The organism is Polymorphospora rubra, from assembly GCF_018324255.1.
GTDB lineage: Bacteria > Actinomycetota > Actinomycetes > Mycobacteriales > Micromonosporaceae > Polymorphospora > Polymorphospora rubra.
Map to the genome: position 1 here is coordinate 7,959,573 of NZ_AP023359.1, position 25,439 is coordinate 7,985,011.

At 72.4% G+C, this 25,439-nt stretch carries 20 protein-coding genes; 12 read left to right on the forward strand and 8 right to left on the reverse strand.

Annotated elements, in window-relative coordinates:
- Positions 1 to 2: 2 nt before the first annotated feature.
- From Prubr_RS34865 to Prubr_RS34885, 4 genes are all read right to left on the reverse strand, one after another.
- Positions 3 to 662 (reverse strand): response regulator transcription factor, encoded by a 660-nt coding sequence (locus Prubr_RS34865; RefSeq protein ID WP_212819791.1) that lies wholly within the window; start codon positions 660 to 662, stop codon positions 3 to 5.
- Positions 647 to 2,119: a sensor histidine kinase gene (locus tag Prubr_RS34870; RefSeq protein ID WP_212819793.1), complete on the reverse strand. Its 1,473-nt coding sequence runs from the start codon at positions 2,117 to 2,119 to the stop codon at positions 647 to 649. The genes Prubr_RS34865 and Prubr_RS34870 overlap by 16 nt, the downstream gene beginning before the upstream one ends.
- 288 nt (positions 2,120 to 2,407) lie before the next feature.
- A complete protein-coding gene (locus tag Prubr_RS37525) occupies positions 2,408 to 6,280 on the reverse strand; it encodes a NosD domain-containing protein (RefSeq protein ID WP_246569127.1) in 3,873 nt (1,290 codons plus the stop codon).
- Between the two features lie 80 nt (positions 6,281 to 6,360).
- A complete protein-coding gene (locus Prubr_RS34885; protein ID WP_212819794.1) occupies positions 6,361 to 11,043 on the reverse strand; it encodes a right-handed parallel beta-helix repeat-containing protein in 4,683 nt (1,560 codons plus the stop codon).
- Between the two features lie 198 nt (positions 11,044 to 11,241).
- Between Prubr_RS34885 and Prubr_RS34890 the strand changes: the two genes are divergently transcribed.
- Entirely contained in the window at positions 11,242 to 11,895 is a 654-nt protein-coding gene (locus Prubr_RS34890) for a response regulator transcription factor (protein WP_212819796.1), read from the forward strand.
- Between the two features lie 32 nt (positions 11,896 to 11,927).
- Here the strand turns inward: Prubr_RS34890 and Prubr_RS34895 are convergent, their stop codons facing one another.
- Both Prubr_RS34895 and Prubr_RS34900 read right to left on the reverse strand, forming a co-directional pair.
- Complete coding sequence (locus Prubr_RS34895; RefSeq protein WP_212819798.1) at positions 11,928 to 12,578, reverse strand: response regulator; 651 nt, start codon at positions 12,576 to 12,578, stop codon at positions 11,928 to 11,930.
- Positions 12,575 to 13,687: a sensor histidine kinase gene (locus tag Prubr_RS34900; protein ID WP_212819799.1), complete on the reverse strand. Its 1,113-nt coding sequence runs from the start codon at positions 13,685 to 13,687 to the stop codon at positions 12,575 to 12,577. Before Prubr_RS34900 ends, Prubr_RS34895 begins: the two co-directional genes overlap by 4 nt.
- A 145-nt stretch (positions 13,688 to 13,832) precedes the next feature.
- Here Prubr_RS34900 and Prubr_RS34905 point away from each other — a divergent pair, with 145 nt between their 5' ends.
- Positions 13,833 to 14,903, forward strand: a complete 1,071-nt coding sequence (locus Prubr_RS34905) for a DUF418 domain-containing protein (protein WP_212819801.1) — start codon at positions 13,833 to 13,835, stop codon at positions 14,901 to 14,903.
- Here the strand turns inward: Prubr_RS34905 and Prubr_RS34910 are convergent.
- A complete protein-coding gene (locus tag Prubr_RS34910) occupies positions 14,889 to 15,899 on the reverse strand; it encodes a hypothetical protein (RefSeq protein ID WP_212819803.1) in 1,011 nt (336 codons plus the stop codon). The two genes, Prubr_RS34905 and Prubr_RS34910, sit on opposite strands and share 15 nt — an antisense overlap.
- Positions 15,896 to 16,243: a PadR family transcriptional regulator gene (locus Prubr_RS34915; RefSeq protein ID WP_425517967.1), complete on the reverse strand. Its 348-nt coding sequence runs from the start codon at positions 16,241 to 16,243 to the stop codon at positions 15,896 to 15,898. Before Prubr_RS34915 ends, Prubr_RS34910 begins: the two co-directional genes overlap by 4 nt.
- A 222-nt stretch (positions 16,244 to 16,465) precedes the next feature.
- Between Prubr_RS34915 and Prubr_RS37905 the strand changes: the two genes are divergently transcribed.
- The 10 genes from Prubr_RS37905 (at position 16,466) to Prubr_RS34960 (ending at position 25,414) form a co-directional block, all read left to right on the forward strand.
- A complete protein-coding gene (locus tag Prubr_RS37905; RefSeq protein WP_281425866.1) occupies positions 16,466 to 16,600 on the forward strand; it encodes a hypothetical protein in 135 nt (44 codons plus the stop codon).
- A gap of 91 nt (positions 16,601 to 16,691) precedes the next feature.
- Positions 16,692 to 16,922 carry a DUF6229 family protein gene (locus Prubr_RS34920; protein ID WP_212819805.1) on the forward strand — a complete coding sequence of 77 codons (231 nt, stop codon included), beginning with the start codon at positions 16,692 to 16,694 and terminating at the stop codon, positions 16,920 to 16,922.
- 207 nt (positions 16,923 to 17,129) lie between these two features.
- Positions 17,130 to 17,360, forward strand: a complete 231-nt coding sequence (locus tag Prubr_RS34925; RefSeq protein WP_212819807.1) for a DUF6229 family protein — start codon at positions 17,130 to 17,132, stop codon at positions 17,358 to 17,360.
- A gap of 92 nt (positions 17,361 to 17,452) precedes the next feature.
- A complete protein-coding gene (locus Prubr_RS34930) occupies positions 17,453 to 17,641 on the forward strand; it encodes a DUF6229 family protein (protein WP_212819809.1) in 189 nt (62 codons plus the stop codon).
- Positions 17,642 to 17,869: 228 nt separating this feature from the next.
- Positions 17,870 to 18,094, forward strand: a complete 225-nt coding sequence (locus tag Prubr_RS34935) for a DUF6229 family protein (protein WP_212819810.1) — start codon at positions 17,870 to 17,872, stop codon at positions 18,092 to 18,094.
- 256 nt (positions 18,095 to 18,350) lie between these two features.
- Positions 18,351 to 18,566, forward strand: a complete 216-nt coding sequence (locus Prubr_RS34940) for a DUF6229 family protein (protein WP_212819812.1) — start codon at positions 18,351 to 18,353, stop codon at positions 18,564 to 18,566.
- Between the two features lie 4 nt (positions 18,567 to 18,570).
- On the forward strand, positions 18,571 to 21,450 hold the full coding sequence (locus tag Prubr_RS34945; RefSeq protein WP_246568081.1) for a type 2 lanthipeptide synthetase LanM family protein: 2,880 nt from the start codon (positions 18,571 to 18,573) through the stop codon (positions 21,448 to 21,450).
- On the forward strand, positions 21,447 to 22,907 hold the full coding sequence (locus Prubr_RS34950; protein ID WP_212819814.1) for an FAD-binding oxidoreductase: 1,461 nt from the start codon (positions 21,447 to 21,449) through the stop codon (positions 22,905 to 22,907). Before Prubr_RS34945 ends, Prubr_RS34950 begins: the two co-directional genes overlap by 4 nt.
- Positions 22,895 to 24,874 (forward strand): ABC transporter ATP-binding protein, encoded by a 1,980-nt coding sequence (locus Prubr_RS34955; protein ID WP_246568083.1) that lies wholly within the window; start codon positions 22,895 to 22,897, stop codon positions 24,872 to 24,874. The genes Prubr_RS34950 and Prubr_RS34955 overlap by 13 nt, the downstream gene beginning before the upstream one ends.
- Before the next feature lie 33 nt (positions 24,875 to 24,907).
- Positions 24,908 to 25,414 (forward strand): hypothetical protein, encoded by a 507-nt coding sequence (locus tag Prubr_RS34960; protein WP_212819816.1) that lies wholly within the window; start codon positions 24,908 to 24,910, stop codon positions 25,412 to 25,414.
- Positions 25,415 to 25,439 lie beyond the last annotated feature (25 nt).

The following is a 25,439-nucleotide window of genomic DNA, read 5'->3' on the forward strand; positions in this document are numbered from 1 at the left end:
GCTCAGGGGCGGCGGAGCCGGTAGCCCAGACCGCGCAACGTCTCGATCACGTCCACGCCGAGCTTCTTGCGCAGCGTGCTGACGTGGACGTTGACCAGGTTGGGGCTGGGTTCGACCTCGTAGCCCCAGGCATGGGCGAGCAACTGTTCCCGGCTGAGCACCCGCCCAGGGTTGCGGAACAGGGCTTCCAGCAGCGCGAACTCCCGCCCGGTGAGCAGCACGTCCCGGTCGTGCACGGTGACCCGCCGGGCCCGCACGTCGAGCCGGACCGGGCCGGCGTCGAGGATCGGCCGCTCGTCGGTGCCGACCTGCCGCAGCCGGACCCGGATCCGGGCGAGCAGCTCCTCGAACCGGAACGGCTTGGTCATGTAGTCGTCGGCCCCGGCCTCGAGACAGGCGACCGCGTCGTGGTTCGGCCGGCCGGTCAGCACCAGTACCGGTAGTCCGCGGCGCCGGGCGCGCAGGGTCCGCAACACCTCGAAGCCGCTGCCGCCGGGCAGCCCGAGGTCGAGGATGAGCAGGTCGAAGTCGCGGCTGAGACCGATCGATTCGGCCTGTTCGGCGTCGGCGGCGTGGACCGTCATCCACCCGTTCGCCCGCAGCCCCTTGGTGAGGAACGACGCGATCTGCGCGTCGTCCTCCGCGATCAGGATCCTGGCCACGGCGGTGTCCCTTCCCCGGGCCGGGCCGGAACGACCAGCGCGAACGTCGTTCCGGCCGCCGGCCGGCTGACCAGTTCGACCCGGCCGCCGTGGGCCACCGCGATCGCCTTGACGATCGACAGGCCCAGCCCGGAGCCCGGATAGCGCAGGTGGGCCCGTGCCCCGCGCCGGAACCGGTCGAAGATGTACGGCTGGTCCATGGGCGGAACCCCGCAACCGGTGTCCCGGACCCACAGCCGTAGCTCGCCGTCCGTGAGGACCGCGCCGAGCGCGATCACGTCGGTCTCGGTGGTGTGCCGTACGGCGTTGTCAGCCAGGTTGACCACGGCCTCGGTGAGCCGGTGGCGGTCGGCGGTCACCTGGCCCGGGCCGAGTTCGTCGAGTTGCCAGTCGCGTACGGCGAGCGCGCTGACCTTGACCACGAGTTCGGCGACGAACGTCGCCAGATCGATCCGCTCGCGTTGGATGAACCGGGGATGGTCGACGTCGGCGAGCAGTTGCAGATCGTTGACGATCCGGCCCATCCGCACCAACTCGTCGGAAACCAGCGCGACCGTGCCACGCCATTCCGGGTTACCGGCGATCTCGCGATCGAGCAGACCGAGATTTCCCAACGATATGGTGAGCGGGCCGCGCAGTTCGTGGCTCGCGTCGGCGATGAATTCCCGTTCGCGGCGGAACACCGCCTCCAGGCGGTCGAGCATCGCGTTGAAGGTGCCGGCCATTTCCGCGGCCTCGCGTTGGCGGCCGACCGGAATCCGGCGGGTCAGGTCGGACTGCGAGATCAGCCGGGCCGTCTCGGTGAGTTGACGTACCGGGCCGAGCACCCGGCCGGTCACCAGCCAGGCACAGGCCGAGGCGAGGACGAGCACGCCGAGGATGACCCCGGCCCCGTACCGCTGGAGCTTGGCGATCTCCGCGCGTTCGGCGGCCGGGAGGATGGTGACCACGAACGCGCCGGTACTCGTCCCGATCCGGATCGGCAGGACGGCGTAGTAGGCCGCCCCGCTGCCGGTGTCGAAGCTGGCCAGGGGCGGGCGTTCCGGTCCCGGTGCCGGCGCGCCGGCCGCGTCCGCGAAGGCCCGCAGGACCGGTTCGGGCAGGGTTTCGATCGGGAAGCGGCTGAGCGCGGCGTGATGGAGCCGGCCGTCGGCGAACGCGAGCACCGCCTCCTCGTTGCTGGGTACGTTGCGCCGGAAGTAGACGTCGAAGACGGCCTGGACGGTGGTGAAGGCGGCCCCGGTACGGGGATCGTGGCCGTCCGCGGTCAGCCGCCGCATCTCGAGGAACTCCTGTTGCACGGCCTCGGCGACGCGGCTTTCGAGCCGGATCACGAGCACCTCGTGAATCGCGATCGCGGAAACGCTGATGGACACGACGATCAATGCGATGTAGGAGAGGAGTATTCGGGTGTGGATGCTCCGCATGGCACGGGACCAGCCGGAGCGCTCCACCATCGAAATTCTCCCCGAGGTCGCACGAATGGACGTCGCGCTGACCGGCGCACCGCCTAGCGTCGATGCGCGTTGGCATCGTACTTCCGAAGTGGAGACGGCGGGAATCTTCGAACGGTCGGGGATGGGCGACCGGCACCCACCGACATTCGACCGATCCGGCTATCCGCTCTCATTTTTCAACCCCCTCCCTACACTTTCCGTTCACCTTTCATTCACCTTGCGAAGGTCACGGAACGGCGTACCGCCCCTACCGGATCCGGTAGGGGCGGTACGCCGTCCGGCCGGTCGTCACCCGAAGGTGATCACCAGCCGGGGCGGATTGTCCGAGCCCTTCTCCCGGCTGTGGAAGGCCTGCTCGACCCCGCTGCCGTTCTCGGTGGCGTCACGGATCAGGAAACCGAAGTTGCCGGTGGCGTACATGCCGCCGACCTGGCCGGTCACCGTCCACTCGCGGTAGCCGGACCCGGAGGCGACGGTGGCCGGGGCGCCGGTCGTCGCCGGCTGGTTGTTCCACCGCACGTTCGCCTCCGACCAGTTCGCGGCCAGCGGGACCGCCTGCAACGTCCGCCCGGTCTTGTACGACCCCGCGTACATCCGCAGCTTCGCCCCGACGACCTGGCAGCCGGACGGGATGGCCGGCAGGTTGAACCGGACAAGCACCCGGGCGTTGTTGCCGGCCTTGGTGTCGACCTTGATCGCCGAGTCGGTGCCGTAGTTGCTCGACGCCGACGACTGCAGCACCCAACTGTCCGCGTTCGCCCCCAGCGTCACCGAGCCGGGCGCGGCACAGGTGACCGGCGGGGTGACCGTCCACGACCAGGTGGCCGGGGTGGCGTCCACGTTGCCGGCGGCGTCGGTGGCCCGGACCCGGAACTGGTGGCCGCCCGGCGCCAGCCCCGAATAGGCGGCCGGCGACGCACACGGCCCGAACGGCGCGGCGTCCAGCGAGCACTCGAAGGTCGAGCCCGCCTCGTCCGCGGTGAAGGTGAACGAGGCGGCGGGGCTCGCCGTCGCCTGCGCCGGGCCGGTCGCGATCGACGTCTGCGGCGCCGTGGTGTCCGGCGGCGGCTGCACCGTCCACCCGAACACGGCCGGCGTCTGGTCGGTCACTCCCCCGGCGGTCCGGGCCCGTACGGCGAACTCGTGGTCGCCGACGGCCAGCCCGGTGTAGTTCACCGGCGAGGCACACGGGGCGAACGCTGCCGCGTCCAGCGCGCACTCGAAGGTGACGCCGGGCTGGCTGGCGCTGAACGTGAACGTCGCGGTGGTGCTGGCGGTGGCGGGCGGGGGTGCCGCCACGATGGTGGTCTGCGGCGCGACCGGGGTGCCGGCCACCGTCCACTCGTGGCGGGCCGGGGTCGGGTCGACGTTGTCCTCCTGGTCGAGCGCCCGGACCTCGAAGACATGCGGTCCCGGGGCCAACTCGTCAGGCAGGTCCACGTTCGGATAGCCGTGCGGGCTGGTGCACTCGACGAAGTCGGCCTCGTTCTGGCTGTCGAGACGGCATTCGAAGAGCAGGCCGGCCGGTGCCGTCACGTCGTCGGTGCCGGAGAAGGTGAAGGTCGCCGAGGTTGCGGTGGCCGGGTCGGCCGGGCCGCTGTCGACCGTCGTCTCCGGTGGCGTGGTGTCGGGGCCGGGCACGATCTCCCACTCGTGCTCGGCCATCTCCTCCTCGGTCGAGGTGACGCCGTCCAGGTCGACGGCGCGCACCCGCAGGTAGTGGTCACCGATCGCGAGGCCGGTGTATTCCACCGGGGAGACGCAGGTGGTGAAGGGGGCCAGGTCGAGGGAGCACTCGAAGCGGGCCACCGGCTCGTTGGCGACGAAGGCGAACGTCGCGGTGGTGCTGGTCTGCTCCGCCTCGGGTGCCAGCACCAGGGTCACCACCGGTGGGCCGGTGACCGTCCAGATGCGGGTCGCCGGGGTCGGCTCCAGGTTGCCCTCGGCGTCGCGGGCCCGGACCCGGAACTCGTGCGTGCCGGGCAGCAGGTCCTCGTGGAACACCGGCGAGACGCAGGCGGCGTACGGTGCCCCGTCGAGCGAGCACTCGAACGTCGCGTCCGGCTCGTTGGCGAAGAACGTGAACAGCGCGCTGCGGGCCGCGGTCTGCGCCGGCGGGCCGGCGCTGATCGTGGTCACCGGTGGCACGCCGGGCGGCGACAGCGCCACCACCCAGGTGTACGTCGCCGGCGTCGGGTCCACCTTGTCGGACAGGTCGACCGCCCGGACCTCGAAGGTGTGCGTACCCGGCGCCAGGTTGCCGTACGTCCGCGGGTTCTCGCACTCGACCCAGGCGGTCTCGCTGGTGCTGTCGAGCCGGCACTCGAAGCCGAGTTCGGGCAATGGGGTGTTGTCGTCGATGCCGGTGAAGGTGAAGCTCGCCGAGGTGCTGTTGCTCGGGTTCGGCGGCTCGTCGACGATCACCGTGTCCGGCGGGGCGACCTCCGGCGGGGTCGGTGCCGAGCCGTCGCACCGGATCTGGTGGCACTGCTCCGGTTCGCTGTTGCCGGTGGCCCGGTTGCCGCCGCCGTCGACGTTGCCGGTCTCGGCGTAGATGCCCCAGCCGTTGTTGTTGTCGGCGGTGTTCGCCGAGATGCGGTGACCGGCCTTGCCGACGTAGACGCCGGCGCTGTCGTTGTTGTTCGTGATGTTGCGGTCGATGACGTTGCCGGGGTCGGTGCTCCCCGGCAGCACCTCCGCCTCGACCGAGATGCCCTCGGCGGAGTTGCCGCTGGCGGTGTTGAGCGTGACGACGTTGTCGAGCGAGCCGTCGCCGAGCCAGATGCCGCCGGAGGACGAGTCGCTGGCGTCGTTGGACTCGATCCGGTTGCCCGACGACCCGGCAAGGTCGATGCCGCTGCTGTTGAACCGTACGTCGTTGCCGCGCAGCACGTTGCCGCGGCTGTTCTCCAGGCTGATGCCGGTGTCGCTGTGGTTGGTGGCGACGTTGGCGATGATGTCGTTGTCACCGGAGTCGGTGACGACGATGCCGGCCTCGCTCCCGGTGAGGTCGTTGCCCTCGATCCGGTTGTCGTCGGCGGCCTCCTCCAGGGTCAGGGCCGCGTCGGAGTGGTCGAGGACGGTGTTGCCGGTCACCGTGTTGCCGGTCGCCCCGACCAGCCACACACCGGTCCCGCTGCCGCCGCTGATCCGGTTGGCCTCGATCCGGTTGCCGCTGCCGCCGTCGAGATGGATGCCGGTCCGGGTGCTGCCGCCGATCGTGTTGTCCCGGATCAGGGTGCCCCGGGTGCCGCCGGTGAGCGCGATGCCGTCGGCGTTGGCGGTGAACTGGTTGTCCCGGATCAGGTTGCCGGCGGTGCCGTTGTCGGCGTCGACGAGTTGGATGCCCGCCTCCTGGTTCTCCTCCAGGGTCAGCCCGTCGACGATGTTGCCGGCGGTGCCGGCGTTGAGCTGCACGCCGTGGTCGAACTCCCGCACCGTGCCGTTGGTGATCGTCACCTGGTCGTGGCCGTTGTTGCGGATGCCGTTGCCCTGGCCGACACCGTCGACGGCGAATCCGTTGAGGTCGACGGTGATCCCGGCCGCGCCGACCACCAGCCCGTCTCCGGAGCAGTTGGTCAGGCCGTTGGTCAGCAGCACGCTGCGGGTGAGCGTCTGGCCGCAGGTGACCGCCGACGGCACGGGCGCCGGACGGACCGTCCAGGCGTGCGCCGCGGGCGTCGGGTCGGTGTTGCCGGCCGGGTCGGTGGCCCGGACCCGGAACTCGTGGTCGGTCGCCCACAGTCCGGTGTAGACCTGGGGCGAGGTGCAGGCGGCGAAGGCGGCCCCGTCGAGCGAGCACTCGAAGGTCGAGCCGGGCTCGCCGGCGGAGAAGGTGAAGGTCGCCCCGGTCGCCACGGTGCTGGCGTCCGGCGCCGAGTCGATGGTGGTGTCCGGCGGTGTGGTGTCCGCCGGTGCGGGCGAGATCGTCCAGGTGTACGTGGCCGGTGTCGGGTCGGCGTTGCCGGCCAGGTCGACGGCGCGTACCTCGAACGTGTGGCCGCCGAGTGCCAGGCCGGCGTACGACTTCGGGCTCAGGCAGGGACCGAACGTGCCGGTGTCGATCCGGCACTCGTAGCGCAGGTTCGGGCCGGGTGACGCGTTGTCGCTGCCCCGGAACCCGAACGTCGCCACCGGCGAGGTGCTGGCCAGGTCCGGCATCGAGAAGATCGTCGTGTTCGGCGGGGTGGTGTCCGGTCCCGGCGGCACCGCCGCCACGGTCCAGGTGTACGTCGCCGGGGTCAGGTCGACGTTGTCGGCCGGGTCGACGGCGCGTACCTCGAACCGGTGCACACCGGCGAACAGGAAGTGGTAGGTGGTGAGGCTGACGCACTCGACCCAGTTGTCGACGTCCGGCGGCTGCGGCGGCTCGCCCGGCTCCGGCTCGGGTGCCGGCGGGTCCGGCGGCGGGTCGAGCCGGCACTGGAAGCGCAGGGCCGTCGGCGGGCCGGTGTCGTCGGTGCCGGTGAATCCGAAGTGGACGCTGGCCAGGCTGCTGCTCGGGTTCGGCGGGGTGGTGGTGAGCACGGTGTCCGGTGCGGTCTGGTCCGGGGCCGGCGGCGCGCCCGGCGTACCCGGACCACAGACGACCCCCTGGCACTGCTCGGCCTCGCCGTTGCCGCCGGCGGTGTTCCCGCCGCCGTCGACGGTGTCCTCGGCGGCGTCGATGCCGAAGGCGGCGTTGTGGTGTGCGGTGTTGCCGGCCAGCCGGTGCCCGGCCTCGGCGACCGAGATGCCGTCGCCCTGGTTGCCGACGACACTGTTGCGTTCGACGGTGTTGCCGTCCAGCGGGTTGCCCTCCGGGTCGACCGCGGCGCCGTCGACCGAGATCCCCCGCCGGCCGAGCCGTGCACGGTGTTGTCCAGGATCCGGTTGCGCAGCGACCCGGCCCCGACCGAGATGCCGGCGCCGCCGGACCGGCTGGCGTCGTTGGACTCCACGAGGTTGTCGCTGGATTCCTCCAGGGCCACGCCGCCGGGGTTGAACCGTACGTCGTTGCCGCGCACGACGGTGCCGGTCGCCCCGCTGAGCCCGACCCCGACATCCGACGCCAGGTGGGCGACGTTGCCGGTCACCTGGTTGCCGTCGGAGTCCTCGACCGAGACGCCGGCGTCGCCGGTACGGGTCATCGTGTTGCCCTCGACCCGGTTGCGGTGCGAGCCGTCGGACACGATGATCCCGCCGTCGCCGGTGTCGGCCAGCGTGTTGTCCAGCAGCCGGTTGTCGCGGGCGTCCTCGAGCAGGAAGCCGCCGTCGCTGCCGATCGTCGGATCGGCGGTCACCCCGCTGACCGTGTTGCCCTCGACCAGGTGGCCACTGGCGTCGCGCAGGTGCAGGGCGACGCCGAGGTTGCCGGTGAACGTGTTGTCCCGGACCACGCTGTTCTCGGCGCCGGCGACCAGCGCCAGGCCGATCTCGTTGGCGTCGAAGACGTTGTCGCGTACCTCGTTGGCGTTGCGGCCGTCGTCGGCGTCGGCCAGTTCGACGCCGGCCACCGCGTTCTCCCGTACGGTGAGCCCGCTGATCCGGTTGAAGCGGGTGCCGGCCATCAGCACGACGCCGTACCCGAACTGCCGCACGGTGCCGCCGGTGACGACGACGTTCTCGAAGCCGACGTTGCGGATCCCGGCCGGCAGCCCCAGCTCGGGGAGTTCGACCGGCGAGCCCGGCTGGCCGGGGAAGTACCCCGGCCCGTCGATGGTGTGCCCGTCGAGGTCGACGACGACGTTCGGGGCGCCGATCACCAGCCCGTCCAGCGGGCAGTCGGTCAGGTCGTTGCGGACCAGGATGCTGTGCGTGACGACCTGGCCGCAGGTGACGGTGGTCGGCACCGGGGCCGGCGGTGGTGGTGGCTGCGGCGCACCCGGCCCGTCGAACCGGAGCACGAGCTGCGGCACCCGCGGCGGTTCGGCGACGGTGTTGCGGGAGGCGAACGACGATTCGGCGCCGTCGCCCTCCTCGGCCGCGTCGCGGATCACGAAGCCGTGGTTGGCGCCGCCGGCCAGCATCGTGGCGACCTGCGCGGTCACGTTCCACTCACGGAACCCGCCGCCGGACGTGGTGGTCGCGGCGGGACCGACCGCCAGCGGCTGGTTGGCCCAGGTCACCTGCATCTCCGACCATGGCGCACCGGCCGCGGCCGCCTCCAGCGTCCGGCCGCCGTCGCCGTCGCCGTAGAGCCGCAGGGTCGCCCCGGTCAGTTCGCAGGCGGCCGGGACGTCGGTCGGCAGCGGGAACCGGACCAGGGTCCGGGCGTCCTCGCCGGGTGCCGACGAGCGGACCGTGAGCGCCTCGGCGATGCCGAAGTTCTGGGTGGTGACCGACTCGTCGACGTAGGCGTCCGCGTCGGCACCGAGGATCACGTTCGAGGCGTCGCAGTCGACCGGCGACGACACCGTCCAGGTGTACGTGGCCGGCGTCGGGTCGACGTTGTCACCCTCGTCGACGGCGCGTACCTGCACGGTGTGGCTGCCGGTGGTCAGGTTGGCGAAGCTCCACGGGCTGGCGCACTCCAGCCACGCCTCCTCGTCGGTGCTGTCGATCCGGCACTCGTACCCGATCAGGTTCGTCGGGGTGAGGTCGTCGGTGCCGAGGAAGCTGAACACCGCGGTCCGGCCGGCGCTCGGGTCCGGCGGGGTGCTGGCGAAGACCGTCTCCGGCGGAGTGATGTCGTCGCCGCCGGTGAAGACGTGCACCGCCGGGGTCGGGTCAACGTTGCCGGCCCGGTCGATGGCGCGTACCTCCAGGGTGTTCTGCCCCATCTCGACATCGAGCAGTTCGTACGGGTTCGGGCAGCCGACGAAAACGAACTCGGGGTCCGGCGGCTCGGTCGGGTCCGGCGGGTCCGGTGGGTCGGTCGGGTCGTTGGTGAGCACCCGGCACTCGAAGAGCAGTTCCCCGGCGGGGGTGACGTCGTCGGTGCCGGCGAACCGGAAGGTGACCCGTTCGGCGGCGAACAGCGGCCCGGAGGCCACCGAGGTGTCCGGCGGGGTGTTGTCGGCGGCCGGGAACGGTCCCTCGTGCTCCAGCGCGCCGATGTCGCAGCCGGAGTTCCTCGGCCGGGTGATCCCGCGCTGGTCGACGGTGCCGCACGGGGCGACGCCGCCGTCGAGGGCGAAGCTGTCGACCTGGAGCGCGTGCGTCATCGTCGGGCCGCCGTTGTCGGCGATGGCGTCGATGCGCGGGTCGCCGGCGTTGGTCCGGTCCCGGCTGCCGCGCAGGTGGCAGGAGTCGGCGCTGTCCAGGTTGCCGCCCTCGGAGCCGACCGCGAAGCTGCACTCCGGGCTGTGCAGGTTGCCGGCGACGATGGTGTTGCGCAGGATGACCGAGGTGCTCGGCTCGACCGGGAAGTTGACCGAACCGCCCGGCTCGTCCCCGACGCCGCTGCCACGCGGGGCGACGTTGCGGTTGACGGTCACGTTGACCACCCGCAGGCCGGCGTCGGCGTCGGTGTAGAGGCCGCCGCCGGCGACCTGGGCCACGTTCCCCGACGAGGTGGTGTTCTCGATCAGGGAATCGGCGTCGCTGGCGTTGTAGATGCCGCCGCCGTACTCGGTGGCCCGGTTGTCCCAGAACGTCGAGCCGGTGATGTGCAGGGTGCCGTCGGCGACGTTGGCGAACCCGCCGCCGTGGGTCGCGGTGTTCCGGCTGACCGAGGTGTCGACGATCGAGAGGGCGCCGCTGCCCTGGCTCTCGATGCCGCCGCCGTCGGTGCCGGCGCTGTTGCCGGTGACGGTCAGCCGCAGCAGGGTCACCCGCATGCCACTGTTCTCGATCCCGCCGCCACCGGCGTCGGAGTGGTTGTCGCGTACGGTGCTGTCGCCGATCGTGACCGGGCCGCCGGAGTGGATCGCGACACCGCCGCCCTCGGCGACCGCCTCGTTCGCCGCGAACGACGCGCCGGTCACCGTCGCCCCGCCGCTGCCACCGAGGTAGAGGCCGGCCCCGCCGCCGTCGCCGGAGACCGGGTCGCCGGCCGTGTTGCCGGTGAAGACGGTGCCGCGTACGGTCGTGGCCCGCTCGGAGTCGGCGAGCACGCCGCCGCCCTCGCCGCCGGCGGCGTTGCCGGAGACGGTGCCGCGGGTGACGGTCAGCCGGGTCTTCGAGGTGCTGCTCACCCCGCCGCCGTCGCCGCCGGCGGTGTTGTCGGCGAGGGTGGTGTCGGTGAGGGTCAGCTCGACCTCGTGCTGGTTGTGGATGCCACCGCCGTCGCCGCCGGTGGCGTTGCCCCGGACGACCGCGCCGCTGATCTCGACCCGTCCCTCGCCGTCGAGGTCGATGCCGCCACCGGTCACCCCGGCGTACGAGTCGAGGACGGCGACGTCCTGCAGGCGCAGCAGGCCGGGCGACTCGCTGAGCAGTGCCCCGCCCTGCTCCGGGTCGTACCCCTCGCGCAGGGTGAGGCCGGAGAGGGTGACATTGCCGGCGGTGTCGTGGATCTCCAGCAGGCGGTCCAGGCCACGCCGCTCCGGCGGCGCGCCGGCCGGCGGCTGGCCGCCGTCGACGATCGTGTGGGCGGGGCCGGCCCCGACGATCGTGACCGGGCTGACGATGTCGAGGTCGCCGGTGCCGTCGCCGTTGTCGCCGGCCGGCGCACGGGTGAGCTGGTAGGTGCCGGCCGGGACCTGGATGGTGTCGCCGGGCAGGCTGGCGTTCGCCTCCTGGACCGCGGCCCGCAGGGTGCAGGTGTTGGCCGCGGTACGGCAGACGCCGTCACCGATGTTCGCGTCGACCGCATCGGCGGTGCTGGTGACCGTGAACGTCGCCGCCCAGACCGGCTGGACGGTCAGCAGGGTGGTCAGCAGGCCCGCGGCGGTGAGCCCGGCCAGGACGAGGGTCCGCCGCCCGCGGTGGCGGTGCCGCCGGCCGTCCGCTGTCGCACCACCGCGCCGTGCGTTCGTACCCGTGGTATCGATGCCAGTCATGCCCGTCCCCACCCCGGTCGTGCCGCCAGTACCGGCCAGTGTCGGGAGGGTCCGTAACCCGATTCTCAGGATCGGATGAGAGTCCTCTCATCCGATCCACCCCCGACGTCAATCCGACAGAGGAGCCCGCCGACCGACGGGAATGACGGATGCTCTGTGACGGGTGGGTTGCGTGCCGTGTTCGGCGGGGGTGGTTCGGTGCACCGCATACTGATCGCCGAGGACGAGCCGAGGATCGCCGCATTGCTGACCAGGGGGCTGCGGGCCGCCGGTTACGTGCCCACGGTGGTCACGACCGGCACCGACGTGGCCGACCTCTGTCCGGGCCACGACCTGCTGGTGCTCGATCTCGGGCTGCCCGGGCAGGACGGGCTCACCGCGCTCAGCCAGATCCGGACCAGGGGCGAGCGGCTCCCGGTCATCGTGCTGACCGGCCGCAACGCCGTGTCGGACCGGGTCAGCGGGCTCGACCTCGGCGCCGACGACTACATGACCAAGCCGTTCGAGTTCGACGAACTGCTCGCCCGGATCCGGGCCCGGCTACGCGGCCCCGGGCGGCCCACCGCCACCGCGCTGCGGGCCGGTCCGCTGCACCTCGACCTCGTCCGGCGCTCCGTCACGGTGCACGGCCGGCCGGTCGAACTGACCGGTCGGGAGTTCCTGCTCGCCGAGACCCTGCTGCGCCGGCCCGGCGAGGTCCTGAGCCGGGAACGGCTGCTGGACCTGGTCTGGGGGCTGGCCCACGATCCCGGCTCGAACGTTGTCGACGTCTACATCGGCTACCTGCGCCGCAAGCTCGGCACCGACCTGATCCAGACCGTACGCGGCGTCGGCTACCGGCTGACCGCCTGACGCGCCGCCGCGCCCCGTCGCCGGGACCGGATTCAGCCGTCGGTGAGGCCTGCCTCGTGGGCGAGCAGTCCCGCCTGGGTGCGGTTGTCGCACTCCAGCTTGACCAGCAGCCGCGACACGTAGCCCTTGACCGTCGCCTCCGACAGGTGGAGCCGGCGGGCGATCTGCTGGTTGGAGCGGCCGGCACCGAGCAGGCTCAGCACCTCCCGCTCCCGCCCGGTCAGCGCGGCGACGAGGCCACGGGCCCGCTGCCGGGTCTGCGCAGGACCGTCCGCGATGCCGACCAGCCGACATGCCGCGACGGGCGAGAGTACGGTGTGGCCGGCCACCGCGACCCGCACCAGGCCGATCAGGTCGTCCGGCGGTGTCGACTTGAGCAGGAAACCCGACGCGCCGGCCCGCAGCGCCCGCAGCACGTACGAGTCGACGTCGAAGGTGGTCAGCACGATCATCCGGGGCGGGTCGGCGAAGCCGGCGATCCGTTCGATCGCGGCGAGCCCGTCGACGCCGGGCATCCGCAGGTCGATCAGCACGACGTCGGGACGGAGCCGGATCGCCGACTCGACAGCGTCGGCGCCGTCGTACGCCTCGCCGACGACCTCGACGTCCGGGGCGGCGCCAAGGATGGTGCGCAGGTGCGCGCAGACCAGCTGCTCGTCGTCGACGACGAGCACGCGGATCACCGGGACGCTCCGGTGGGCAGCGTCGCCCACACCGCGAACCCGCCGTCCGGGGTCGGCTCGGCCGTCAGCGTGCCGCCGACCATCTCCACCCGGTGCCGCAACCCGAGCAGCCCGGAGCCGCTGCCGGTGGCGGACACCGCGGGATCCGGCGGCCGGGCCGGTGCCGAATTGGTGACCGTCGCTCGAACTCCACCGGGTCCGTACCGTACGGCGACGGCCACCGACGAGTCCGGCGCGTGTTTGTGCACGTTGGTCAGTGACTCCTGGACGACGCGGACGACGGTGCGCCGGACGGCCGGCGCGGCGACGGTCGGGTCGCCGGACTCCTCGAAGCTGACCGGCAGGCCCACCGAACGGGACTGGCCGATGAGGTCGGTCACGGTGGTTCCGGGCGGTTCGCCCGCCGGGGCGTCGGCCGTGCCGTCGCGGGTAGGTGGCGTCCCGGTGCGCAGCACCCCGACGACGTCCCGCAGTTCGGCCAGCGCGCGGCAGCCGTTCTCGCGCAGTTCGGCGGCCGCCGCCCGGGTCGCCGGATCGGTCGCGGTCACCCCGAGCGCGCCCGCCTGCAGCACCATGAGGTTGATCCGGTGGGTGACAACGTCGTGCATCTCGCGGGCCAGCCGCATCCGTTCGTCGGTACGGGCCTGCTCGGCGAGTTCGTCGAGCAGATGCCGGCGGGCGCGGACGTACATGCCGAGCAGGGCGGAGACCAGGATCAGCGCCGGCCCGGAGAACGGGTCGGCGATCGCCCAGGCGTGCGCGCCGACCGTCCAGCACCCGACGAGTACGCCGATGGTCAGCCAGCCCCGGCGCCGGTGCGGCCCGTGCGCGGTCACGGCGTACGGGGCGAACAGGGCCGCGGAGGCCGGGGCGAACAGACTCGACACGGCGATGCCGAGGGTCACCGCCTCCGGCCGGGTACGCCGGCGCAACAGCAGCGCGGCGGCGAGGACCTGTGCGGCCACGTAAGCCCAGACCGGTGCGTCGACGTGCTTGGTGGCGAGGTTCGGGTCGGCGATCTCGCGGGCCGCGCCGAGCACGGCGGCGACCACCACGACCGCGACGTCGACGGCGTACCCGCCGCGCCCGCGCCATCGGACCGGACCCATGCCGTCACCGTAGCCGGGTACGGCGGATCCGGCCCGGTGCGTGTGCGGATCACCGACGCGCGGACCGGGGCATGCGACGAAAGTAGGGTCCGGTGGCTACCTTTCCCGCTGCCGCGGGCCCCGGCCGGCCTGTTCGACTGCGGTCATGGACGCACATCGAAGGGCCGAGGCACCCGCCGGAGGGCGCATCTCCGAACTGGACGCGCTGCGCGGAATCGCGCTGGCCGCCATCGTCATGGTGAACATCGTGCAGATGACCGGGATGCCGAGGGCGTCCGGGGACAGCGCCGACCATCTCGACGCGTACGTCTTCGAGCTGCTGTTCCTGCAGCGACCGTTCCCGGTCTTCTCGCTGCTGTTCGGTGTCAGCTTCGCCATCTTCCTGCGTACGGCGGCGAACCGGACCGACCGGCCGCGGACGGTGCTGCTGCGCCGGCTGCTGTGGCTGGGTGTCTTCGGGGCGCTGCACAGCCTGCTGCAACCCGGTGAGGCGCTGAAGTTCTACGCGGTCTTCGGGCTGCTGGTGCTGCTGCCGGCGACGTACCTGTCCCGGCGGTGGGTGCTCGGCCTGGGCGTCGTGCTGTTGGTTGCCGCCGGAGTCACCTACAACGGCCTCGCCGTCATCCCCGGCCTGTTCCTGCTCGGCATGGCCGCCACCCGTTACGGAGTTCCGGACACGTTGGAGCGGCGGGGCCGGCAGCTCGCGGTCGCGTTCGCGTTGACGGTGCCGGTCGCGGTACTGGCGGCGGTGGTGCAGTACCGGGCCGGGGTCGGGCCGACCGCCCACTACCGGTCGCTGCCGGCGGGCCTCGTCTTCGCCTTCCTGTTCGTAACCGGGTTCCTGCTGCTGCTGCGTACGCCGCTGCGGGCCCCGCTCGACCGGATCTTCGCACCGATGGGCCGGATGGCCCTGACCAACTACGTCCTCGCGTCGGTGCTGATCGTCGCCGGTGACGCACTGCTCGACGTGGGAGCCCGCACCCGGTACGGCACGGTGGTGCTGCTCGGCGTGGCGATCGCGGTGGTGCAGGCGGTGCTCAGTCCACTGTGGCTGCGCCGGTTCCGGTACGGTCCGCTGGAGTGGGTGTGGCGCTGCCTGACCTGGTGGAGCCGGGTGCCGATCCGCCGGGCGCCGAACCGGCACCCGCGCGGTGGAGAGCCGGCACCCGTGCGCCCCGAGCCGGCCGGGACGCCGTTACGGTCAGGCCGGCGCTAGCCGCCGCAGCGCGCGGCGGGAGACGGTCAGGAAGAGCACCGCGACGACCAGCATCGCGGCCGCCTCGACGGCGTGCACGGTCACCAGCGTGGGCCGGTCCGGGGTGACGGCCGCGAAGGTCATCTGGTCCACCAGGGTCACCACGCGCAGCCCGAGCACGGCCACGGCGAGCACCGCGAGGGCGAGAGCCCGGTGCGGCGCGGCCGGCCGGCGGACAACATCGACGACGGCCGCGACGAACACGCCGGCGCACCACAGTCCGGGCCAGTCGACCAGCGCCTCCCGGCCGCCGGTCGGCCAGGCCAGCAGCACGGCGAGGGCCACGACCGCGCCGACGGGCAACGCGACGAGCCACGGCCGGGACCGGACCGGTGGTGCGCCACTGTGGAACGCGGCCAGCGCCAGCACCGGCAGCGCGTCGAAGAGCAGCCAGTACGACCGGGACAGGGCGAAGGCCCCGCCGTCGGCGTACACGTCCGTCACCGTGCCGATCAGCGCCGGGGCGAGCGCGACCAGCCCGAGGATCCGGGCGGTGCGGTGTTGCCCGTGTACCAGTGCCAGGTAGGCCGGGATCCACAGCAGGCCGGTGAGTCCCCACAGGGCCTGCCAGCGGCCGGCGTACGCGTCCGGCACGGCGTCGGCGGGGAGCCCGGGCAGCCGGTAGGCGGTCCACACGACGAGGGCGGCACCGACCAGCGCGCCGACGGCGTGCGCGAGCAGGCCGACGAGCGCGACCCGGCGGACGGCCTCGCCGAGGGTGAAGGAGCGGGGCGCGGCATCCGCCCCGCCGAGTCGCAGCCGCAGCGCGAGCGCCGCGACGCTGGCGATCTCGGCGCCGCCGGGCCGGCCCAGTTCGACGCCCTCGGGATCGCCGGGGTCGCTCGCGTACGCGCCTTCCATGAAGGTCGCGACCATGTCCTCCTCCCATTTCCGCCGGTAGGAGGCGGGCAGCAGGCACAGCAGCCGCCGGTAGCGCTCTTCGAGCAGGCTGGTCATGCCGCACCGCCCGCGCCCGCCGGCCGGTGCGCCCGGAGCCGGCGGGTGGCGGTACGCGCGTTCGCCGCCTGGCGGGCCGCCTCGGCGGCCAGCGCGTCGCGCCCCTGCTCGGTGATCCGGTAGTAGCGCCGCAGCCGCCCCTGGTGGGGTTCTTCACGGTCGAGTTCGACGAGCCCGTCGTCGACGAGCCGCCCGAGTACGCCGTAGAGGGTGCCGACCCGCAGGTCGACCCGCCGGTCGGAGAGGTCGGCGACCTCGCTCACGATGCCGTAACCGTGTCGCGGTTCACCGACCAACGCCGTGAGGATGAAGAACGCCTGCTCCGTCATCGCCCTGTCTGCCACACGCCACAATATAATGGCAGACAGGATATCTTGGGAAGCCGAAGCACCGGCCACCGCGTCCGTCCGCCGCCCCCGCCCGGCCGGACGCGCGGCGGGTGCGGGAAGCCGACCTCACCCGGGAGCGACCGAATCGGGCGGCAATATCTCGTCTGGCGCGATACCTGAACCGGCGCCCTCAGGCGTTGACAGTTACGAATGTAATCCGCACGCTGCAATTCCTATGTGATTCAACCAGGGAAGACGGCCGAAGCCGACATCACCGCCACCGGCGGCGGCGGCGGTTCCACCGACGGCATCACCGGCTGCGGCTGGTGCACCGCCTCGATCCGCAACGGCTTCCAGGTCCACTGCCGCTGACCACCGCACCGCGCGGCCCGCGCTCCCGACAGGACCACGCGATCCGCACCCACCGCAGTTCCCATCCGATCCGACCGAAGGGAGTCGACCAATGTCGACCCTGGCGCCAGAGCGCACAGACGAGATCATCAAAAGCTGGCTGACCGGAATCGATCCCATCGACGGCTGGGACAACCCCGCCGGACCACTGTTCCTCGGCGGGAAGTACGCCGAAGCCGACATCACCGCCACCGGCGGCGGCGGGACCGGCAGCATCTCCGTCACCGGCTGCGCCTGGTGCACCGGATCGATCTGCAACGGCAGGCGGATCCTCTGCGCCTGACCGGCGACCGAAGCCTCGCCGCGGGCCCGCCCCGGGCCCACGGCGGGGAAGAACCGCGCCGCGCCCCGAACCGACGAACAGGCCGGCAATATCTCGTGTGGCGCGATACCGAAACTGGCAGTCGGCGATGTTGACAGCGGCGAATGTAGTCCACACGCTGCAATTGCAGAAATTCACCTCGTCACCCCGACTGAAGGGAGTCGACCAATGTCGACCTTGGCGCCGGAACGCGCCGACGAGATCATCAAAAGCTGGCTGACGGGAACCGATCCCGTCGACGGCTGGGACAACCCGGCCGGACCACTGTTTCTCGGTGGGAAGTACGCCGAAGCCGACATCACCGCCACCGGCAGCGGCGGCGGCGCCACCGACGGCATCACCGGCTGCGGCTGGTGCACCGGCTCGATCTGCAACGGCTTCCAGGTCCACTGCCGCTGACCACCGCACCGCGCAGCCTGTCGCTCCCGACAGGACCACACGATCCGCACCCACTGCAATTCCCATCTGATCCGACCGGAGGGAGTCGACCAATGTCGACCTTGGCGCCGGAACGCACAGACGAGATCATCAAAAGCTGGCTGACCGGAACCGAACTGGTCGACGGCTGGGACAGCCCCGCCGGACCCTTGTTCCTCGGCGGCAGGTACGTCGAGTCCGACATCACCGCCACCACCACCGCCGGCACCGTCAGCGGCGTCATCGACGGCATCACCTGGTGACCTGCTCGCTCCGCAACGGCATCCAGATCCACTGCCACTGACGGCCATTCCCGACGTCGGGCCCCGGTGGACCTGTGCCCTATCACCCGGGACCGACCGAACAGGTCTGCAATATCTCGTGTGGCGCAATGCCGAAACCGGCACCCGAAGATGTTGACATTGACGAATGCGATCTCCACGCTACAGCCGTAACAATTCCCCCATGACCCACCTGAAGGGAGTCGGCCAATGTCGACCTTGGCTCCAGAGCGCGCCGACGAGATCATCGAAAGCTGGCTGACGGGAACCGAACCGGTGGACGGGTGGGAAAACCCCGCCGGACCGCTGTTCCTCGGCGGAAAGTACGCCGAAGCCGACATCACCGCCACCGGCAGCGGCGGCAGCAACTCGGTCACCGGTTGCGGCTGGTGCAGTGGATCGATCTGCAACGGCATGCCGATCCACTGCTACTGATCCCGAAGATCCGACCAACACCGCGGCCGGATCATTCGCCGCCCCGAAGCGACCCGCGCCGCACCGGCGTCCGCCCCCCGCCGGCGACGGACGCCGCGTAACGGCACATCGCCAGCCCGGGCCGACTGGATCGGCCGGCAATATCCCGTGTGGCGCGATACCGAAACCGGCAACTCAAGTCGTTGACATTTGCAAATGTTATCAACAGGCCGCATTTGCAACATTCATTTCCGATCAATGCGAAGGGAGTCGCCGGATGTCCACCTTGGCACCGGAACGGGCAGACGAGATCATCGAAAGCTGGCTGACCGGAACCGCACCGGTCGACGGCTGGGAGAACCCGGCCGGACCACTGTTCAACAGCGGCAGGTACGCCGAATACGACATCACCGCCACCGGCGGTGGCGGCGGGATCACCACGCACACCGGATGCGGCCCGTGCACCGGGTCGTACCCGATCGAATGCTACTGATCCCGTGACGGCAGCCCCGGCCCCCGGCCTCGACCGGGTCGTCGCCAGTCTCGTCGGTCCCGCACTGACCGGGCTCGCCGACGACCTGGCCGGCATCCGTGCGCTCGGAGCACACGAGCGCGACATCCTGCACCAGGTCGTCGCCGGTGTGCTCCACGAGCAGGTGCTGGGCCGGGTCGGCCGGGCGCTGCTGCTCGAACTGCACGCCGCCCGGCTCACCGGCCGGCTCACCGCCCCCGACCCGGCCGGCCGGTGGGACGAGTGGATCGAACTGGCCTGCGAACCGTCCTTCCGACACACCCTGACCGGCCGCTTTCCGACCCTCCTGCACCGGTTGGGCACCCTGGTCGACAACCAGTGCCGGGCCGGGGCGACGCTGGCCCGGCGGTTCGCCGCCGACCGGGCCGCCATCGGACGGCTCACCGGCTCCGAGCCGGAACTGACCGACGCCACACTCGGCGCCGGCGACAGCCACAACGGCGGCCAGACCGTCGCCCTGATCGGGCTCCCGACCGCCCGGGTGGTCTACAAGCCCCGGTCCCTGGCGGTCGACGCGGCGCTGGCCGGCTTCCTGCGCGCGGTGCTGCCTGACGAACCCGACGAGACCCGGATCCGGGTGCCCGAGATCGTGCTCCGCGACGGCTACGGCTGGGCCGCCCACGTCGAACACCGGTACTGCACCGACGACGGCGAGTTCCGGACCTTCTACCGGGGCCTGGGCCACTGGCTGGCGGTGACCCGGCTGTTCGGCGCGAGCGACCTGCACGCGGAGAACCTGATCGCCGCCGGACCCGTGCCGGTCGTGGTGGACTGCGAGACCCTGTTCACCCCCCGGTCGCCGGCCCGACCCTCCGGACACGGGCAGGCGATGGACCAGGCCATAGAGCTGTTGCGCACCTCCGTCCTGCGTACCGGGCTGCTGCCCGGCCGGGGCGTCGCGCTGGGCTTCCGGGGCGCCGACATGTCGGCGGCCGGCGCCCTGCCCGGCGAACAGCCCGAGGTCGAGGTGCCGGTCATCGTGGACACTGGTACGGACCGGGCCCGGATCGGCACGGCCCGGATCACCCGGCCGCCGGCGAAGAACCACCCCGGCCCGGAGCCGAGACTGCGTGAGCACTGGCGCGCCGTCGTCGACGGGTTCGACGAACTGAACCACCGCCTCACCGACCTGGACCGCCGCGGCCGGCTGGCCCCGCTGCTCAGCGGTTTCGCCGACTGTCCGATCAGGATCGTGGTACGGGACACCGTCGTGTACGGCGAGTTGGGTGCCATGCTCTGGCACCCGTCGGCGCTGCACGACGAGCCGGCAGCCCGCCGGCGGGCCGCCGACCTGCTGGCCGGCCACGCCGCCAACAGTCCCGGCGCACCGGCCGCTCCGGAGACGATCCAGGCGGAGATCGACGACCTGCTCGTCGGCGACGTGCCGTTCTTCGGCGTGGTCGCCGGGGCAGGGCAGGTCACCGGGCCGGGCGGGACCGCCACCGACGAGGTCGGCGACCTCGTCGGATCGGCCCTGGTCCGATGGCGCGACCTGGACGCCGCCCTGGACCGGGAGGTGATCGAGTGCGCGGTCGTCAGCGCCTACCGCGACGAGGTCGACGCCCCGGACGTCGCCCACCTGCGCCCGTCCGCGCCGGTGGGCAACGCGCTCGACCGGCGCCGCCGTACCCTGACCGCGGCGATCGTCCGGACGGTGATCGACCGGGCCATATCGGCACCGGACGGCACCGTGGCCTGGATATCGCCGACGCTCGGCCCGACCGGGATCGCGATCCAGCCGCTCGCCCTGGACATCTACGGCGGCCTGCCCGGAGTGGCCGTGCTGCTCGCCGCCCATCAGAGCGAGGTGGCCGGCGGCCGGGCCGAGCCGGTGGCGAGGAGCGCCGACCTGCTCGGCCGCACCCTGCACACGCTGCGCACCATGGACGGCCGGGTCGTCGCGGAGCGGCGGGAACACCCGACCGCCCGCCCCGACCCGGCCGGTGGCTACGTCGGCCACGGGTCCCGGATCTGGAGCTGGCTGCTGCTGGCCCGGTTCGGTGCCGTCGAGCCGGACGAGGCCCTGCGCCGGGCCGTCGACATCGCCGGTTACCTGCCCGAGTCGGTGGCCGCGGACGAGTTCGCCGACCTGCTGATCGGGATGGCCGGAGCCGTGGTGCCGCTGCTCCGGCTGGCCGAGGCGACCGGCGACGAGCGGTGGCGGAGCGAGGCGATCGGGATCGGCGACCGGCTGGTGGCGTCGGCCCGGACCGGGGAGAACGGGGCCCGCTGGGCCGGGCCGCGCTCCCCCGACGGTATCGGCGGGTTCGCGCACGGCTCGGCCGGCATCGGCTGGGCGCTCGCCCGGCTCGGCACCGCCACCGACGAGGCCCGGTTCGGCAAGCTGGCCGAGGCCGCGTTCGCGTACCAGGAAGCGCTCTTCCTGCCCGACCAGGGTGGCTGGCGCGACCCGCGCAAGCCCGTCGGTGTCGCCGCGAACTGGTGCTACGGCTGCGACGGCATGGGCGTGGTCGCCGCCGACCTCGGCACCGGCGACCCGTACTGGCACGGGATGCTCGAACGGGCAGCGGCAGCGGCCTGGTCCGCCGGTCTGGGCGTCACGCACACCCTGTGCCACGGCGACCTCGGCAGCTGGGAGGTGCTGGACCTCGCCATCACCGCCGGGGTGGCGCCGGCCGGGGTGACCCGTCAGGTCGTGGACGGCTACGTGCTGAGCAGCCTGGAGCAGCACGGCCCGCGCTGGGCGATGAACAACGGCATGTTCCGGCCCGGGTTGCTGGCCGGTGCCGGCGGGATCGCCTACCAGCTGCTGCGGATGCACCCCGAGGCCACCCTGCCGTCGCTGCTGCTGCCCGATCCCCCGCTCCCCCGGCCGGTGCGTTGAACCGGCCGGCGGCCCTGGACCGGCTCGCCATCGGCCTGGACGGCACGCTCCTGCTCCCCGGTACGCCCGGACACGACGCCGCCCGCCGGCCGGCGATCCGTGACCTGGTCGAGAAGGTGCCCCGGGCAGTGCTGCGCTGCGCGTCGCGGCGGGACGTCGTACGGGCCGTCGCCTTCGCCCGCGAACACGGCGTGCCGTTCGCGATCCGGGGCGGCGGCCACAGTTTCGCCGACCGCAGCAGCACCGACGGTCTCCTCGTCGACCTCGGCGGGCTGGACGCGGTCGAGGTGTCCGGCGACACCGTGACGGTCGGGCCGGGTACCCGGATCGGCGACCTCGCCGTCTCGCTGGCCACCACCGGACGGCTCGTCCCGACCGGCTGGTGCCCGACCGTCGGGGTCGTCGGCGCCGCCCTCGGCGGCGGTTTCGGCCCGTTCTCCCGCCGGTACGGCCTGACCTGCGACCACGTCGTCGCCGCCGACGTCGTGCTCGCCGACGGGCGGACGGTGCGCGCCGACGCCGACGGGCACCCGGACCTGTTCTGGGCGCTGCGCGGCGCCGGTGGTGGCCAGTTCGGTGTGGTGACCTCGCTGGTGCTGCGGACCCGGCCCGCCCCGGCGGCCACCATGTTCGCGCTGACCTGGACCTTCGAGCACGCGGCGACGCTGGTCGAGAACTGGCAGCGGTGGGCGCCGGTCGCCGACGACACGGTCAACGCCGAACTGGTGGTGGCCGCCGGCGGGCTGCCGGCGTTGGCGCCGCTCACGGTGCTGTTCGGCGTGGTGCTCGGTGGTCCGGGGCGGGCCGAAGCCGTACTGCGCCCGTTCGAGGACCGGATCGGGGCGGCCCCGCTCCGCCGTACGGTGACCGCCCTGACCGGCCGGGAGGCGACGGTCCACGACTGGTACGCCGGTATGCCGTACGCGGGGCCGCCACCGCTCGCGCCCGGCCAGCGGCCCGGCCGGCGGGTGGTGCGGTCGGAGTTCTTCGACGCCCCGCTGCCCCGGACGGCGATCGACCGGCTGCTCGAACGGTTCGCCGCCGACCGGGTGGCCGGCCAGTACCGGGAACTGGAGTTCGTGCCCTGGCGGGGCGCCTACCGGCGGGTGCCGGCGGGCGCGACCGCGTTCCCGCACCGGGAGGCGCTGTTCCTGCTCGAACACAACGCCGACGTGGGTCCGGACGCCGACGACCCGGCCCGGCGGGCGGTGCACGACTGGGTCACCGGCTCGTGGACCACGGTGCGGCCGTGGGGTTCCGGCGGGGTCTACCCCAACTACCCCGACCCCGACCTGGTCGGCTGGGCGACGGCCTACCACGGCGGCAACCTGGGCCGTATCGCCGAGGTGAAGGCGAGATACGACCCGACGGACCTGTTCCGGTCCGCCCAGTCCGTACGGCCGGCCGGCGGGCCACCGCCGGTCGAGACACCCCGGGAGGCCACGTGGCCGCGGTGATCCACGAGACGGGCCGTGACGACGACCACGCGATACCCGCGGCCGGGTCGTCGCCGGACGATCCGGCCGACGACACGCCGCTGCCCGAACTGGCGGACCTGGCCTGGCTACGGCAGGCGACCAAGGTCGCCCACACCAGTTTCTGGGCGGTGGCCCGGCGGCTGCCGTACCTGCTGCGCGAAGCGCTCGCCCTGGCCTGGGCGACCAGCCGGCGGGACACGGTGGCGTCGATCGGCCTGAACGTCACCGCCGGCGTGATGACCACGTTCGGGCTGCTGGCCACCAGCAACGTGCTGCGGGAACTCTTCGCGTCCGGCCCCACGCCGGACCGGGTACGGGCGGCGACACCCGCGCTGGTCGTGGCGGCGCTGGCGGTGATGGCCCGCGGCGGCATGACGATCGCCGCCGGCTGGGCCCAGGGCCGGCTGCGGCCGCAGATCAACTACGAGGTGGAGTCGCGGCTGTTCGCGGCCACCACTGCGGTCGAACTCGCGGCCTTCGACGACGCCGGATTCGCCGAGGAGATGGACCGGGCCCGCGACCGGGGAATGGCCGAGGCCGCAGCGGTCGTCGACGACTCGGTCAATCTGGTCACCGGTGTCGTCGGGGTGCTGGCCACCGCCGCCGCGGTGACGGTCATCCACCCGGTGCTGCTGCCGTGCCTGCTGCTCGCCGCCGTCCCCGGGGCGGTCACCGCGGTCCGGATCGCCCGCCGGACCTACCTGAACATGCTGGCCCGGATCACCCGCCGCCGTCGCATGTGGATGCTCGCCACCCTGATGGCCAACCGGAACACCGCCGCCGAGGTCCGCGTCTACCAGATGCGCGACTTCCTGCTCGGCGAATACCGGCGGATCATGGCGATCGAGAGCGCGGCGGAGATGCACCTCGTACGGTCGCAGACCACCACCCGGCTGGGCGGCGCCGTCGTCTCCGGCATCGCGCTGTTCGCCGTGTACGCCGTACTCGCCGGGCTCCTCCTCGGCGGCGTGATCGCCCTCGCCGCCGCCGCGACCGCGCTGCTCGCCCTGCAGTCCGCGCACACCAGCCTGCGTACGGCCGTGGCCGCCACCAACTCGCTGTACGAGGACGCTCTCTACTACCAGGACTACCGCGACTTCCTGGACCGGGCGCGGCGCCACACCCTCGAGGCCGGCGGCGAGCCGGCCCCGCCCTTCGAGACCATCGAGCTCGACGAGGTCAGCCTGAACTATCCGGCGACGAACACCCCCGCCGTCGACCGGGTCAGCCTCACCCTGCGCCGTGGCGAGGTCGTCGCGCTGGTCGGCGAGAACGGTTCCGGCAAGACCACACTGGCCAAGCTCGTCGCCGGGCTGTACCGGCCGACCGGCGGCGTCATCCGCTGGGACGGCACCGACACCGCCGGGCTCGACCGGAACGACCTCGGCTCGCAGGTCGCGGTGCTGAGCCAGGACTGGTGGAAGTTCCCGTTCACCGTGACGCAGAACATCACCATCGGCCGCGCCGACCGCCGCCCGGACCAGCCCGGACCGACCGTGGAGTCGGCGGCCCGGGCCACGGCCGCGCACGACATGATCATCGACCTGCCGTACGGCTACGACACGCTGCTCGACCGCGAGTTCAAGAACGGTCAGGACCTGTCCGGCGGGCAGTGGCAACGGCTGGTCGCCACCCGCGGCCTGTACCGCGACGCCCGGCTGCTGATCTGCGACGAGCCGTCCGCCGCCCTCGACGCCCGCGCCGAACACGCCCTCTTCCAGCATCTGCGCCGGCACCCCGAGCGGACGATCGTGCTGATCACCCACCGGCTGGCGAACGTACGGCACGCCGACCGCATCTACGTGATGGAGCACGGCCGCGTCGTGCAGGAGGGCACCCACGACGAACTCGTCGACCGGGACGGGCTCTACCGCGAACTGTTCGAACTCCAGGCCAGCGGATACCTGCCGCAGGCGGACCCGGTGCCCACGGTCGAGCGGGGTTGACCCTCACGTCGCGTCAGGCCCGACGATGGCGTCATGACCGACACCTTCCCCGCCTTTCACCTGGGTCCCGTCCCGCAGCCGGCTCTCGACGCGGTGCCCGCGGAGCTGTTCCACGGTATCTACGGCATGCCGATGTTCGTCACGGTGCCGACCGACGATGTGGCGGCGTCGACGGACTTCTGGATCCGCGGGCTGGGGTTCTTCGACCTCTTCTCGGTCCCCGGCCAGGTCACGCACCTGCGGCGCTGGGCGTTCCAGGACGTCCTGCTCGTGCCCGGCGCGGGCGCCGCCGAACCTCCGGCGCTGAGCGTGAGCTTCTCGTGTGTGCTGAGCCAGCTCGACGAGATCGCGACCGCCTGCGAGAAACTGCTGCCCGGTTCGACGACGGGACCGCGGCACATGCCGTGGAACTCGGTGGAGTTGGAGATCGTCACGCCGGAGAGGACCCGCGTGATCATGACCGCCGCCCGCCCGTACGACCCGGACAGCCCCGAGGCGCGGTTCCTGCGCGGAATCGGAATCGAAGGCCCCGCGGCGTGACCCGTCATCCGGGGCTTCGCGGAGC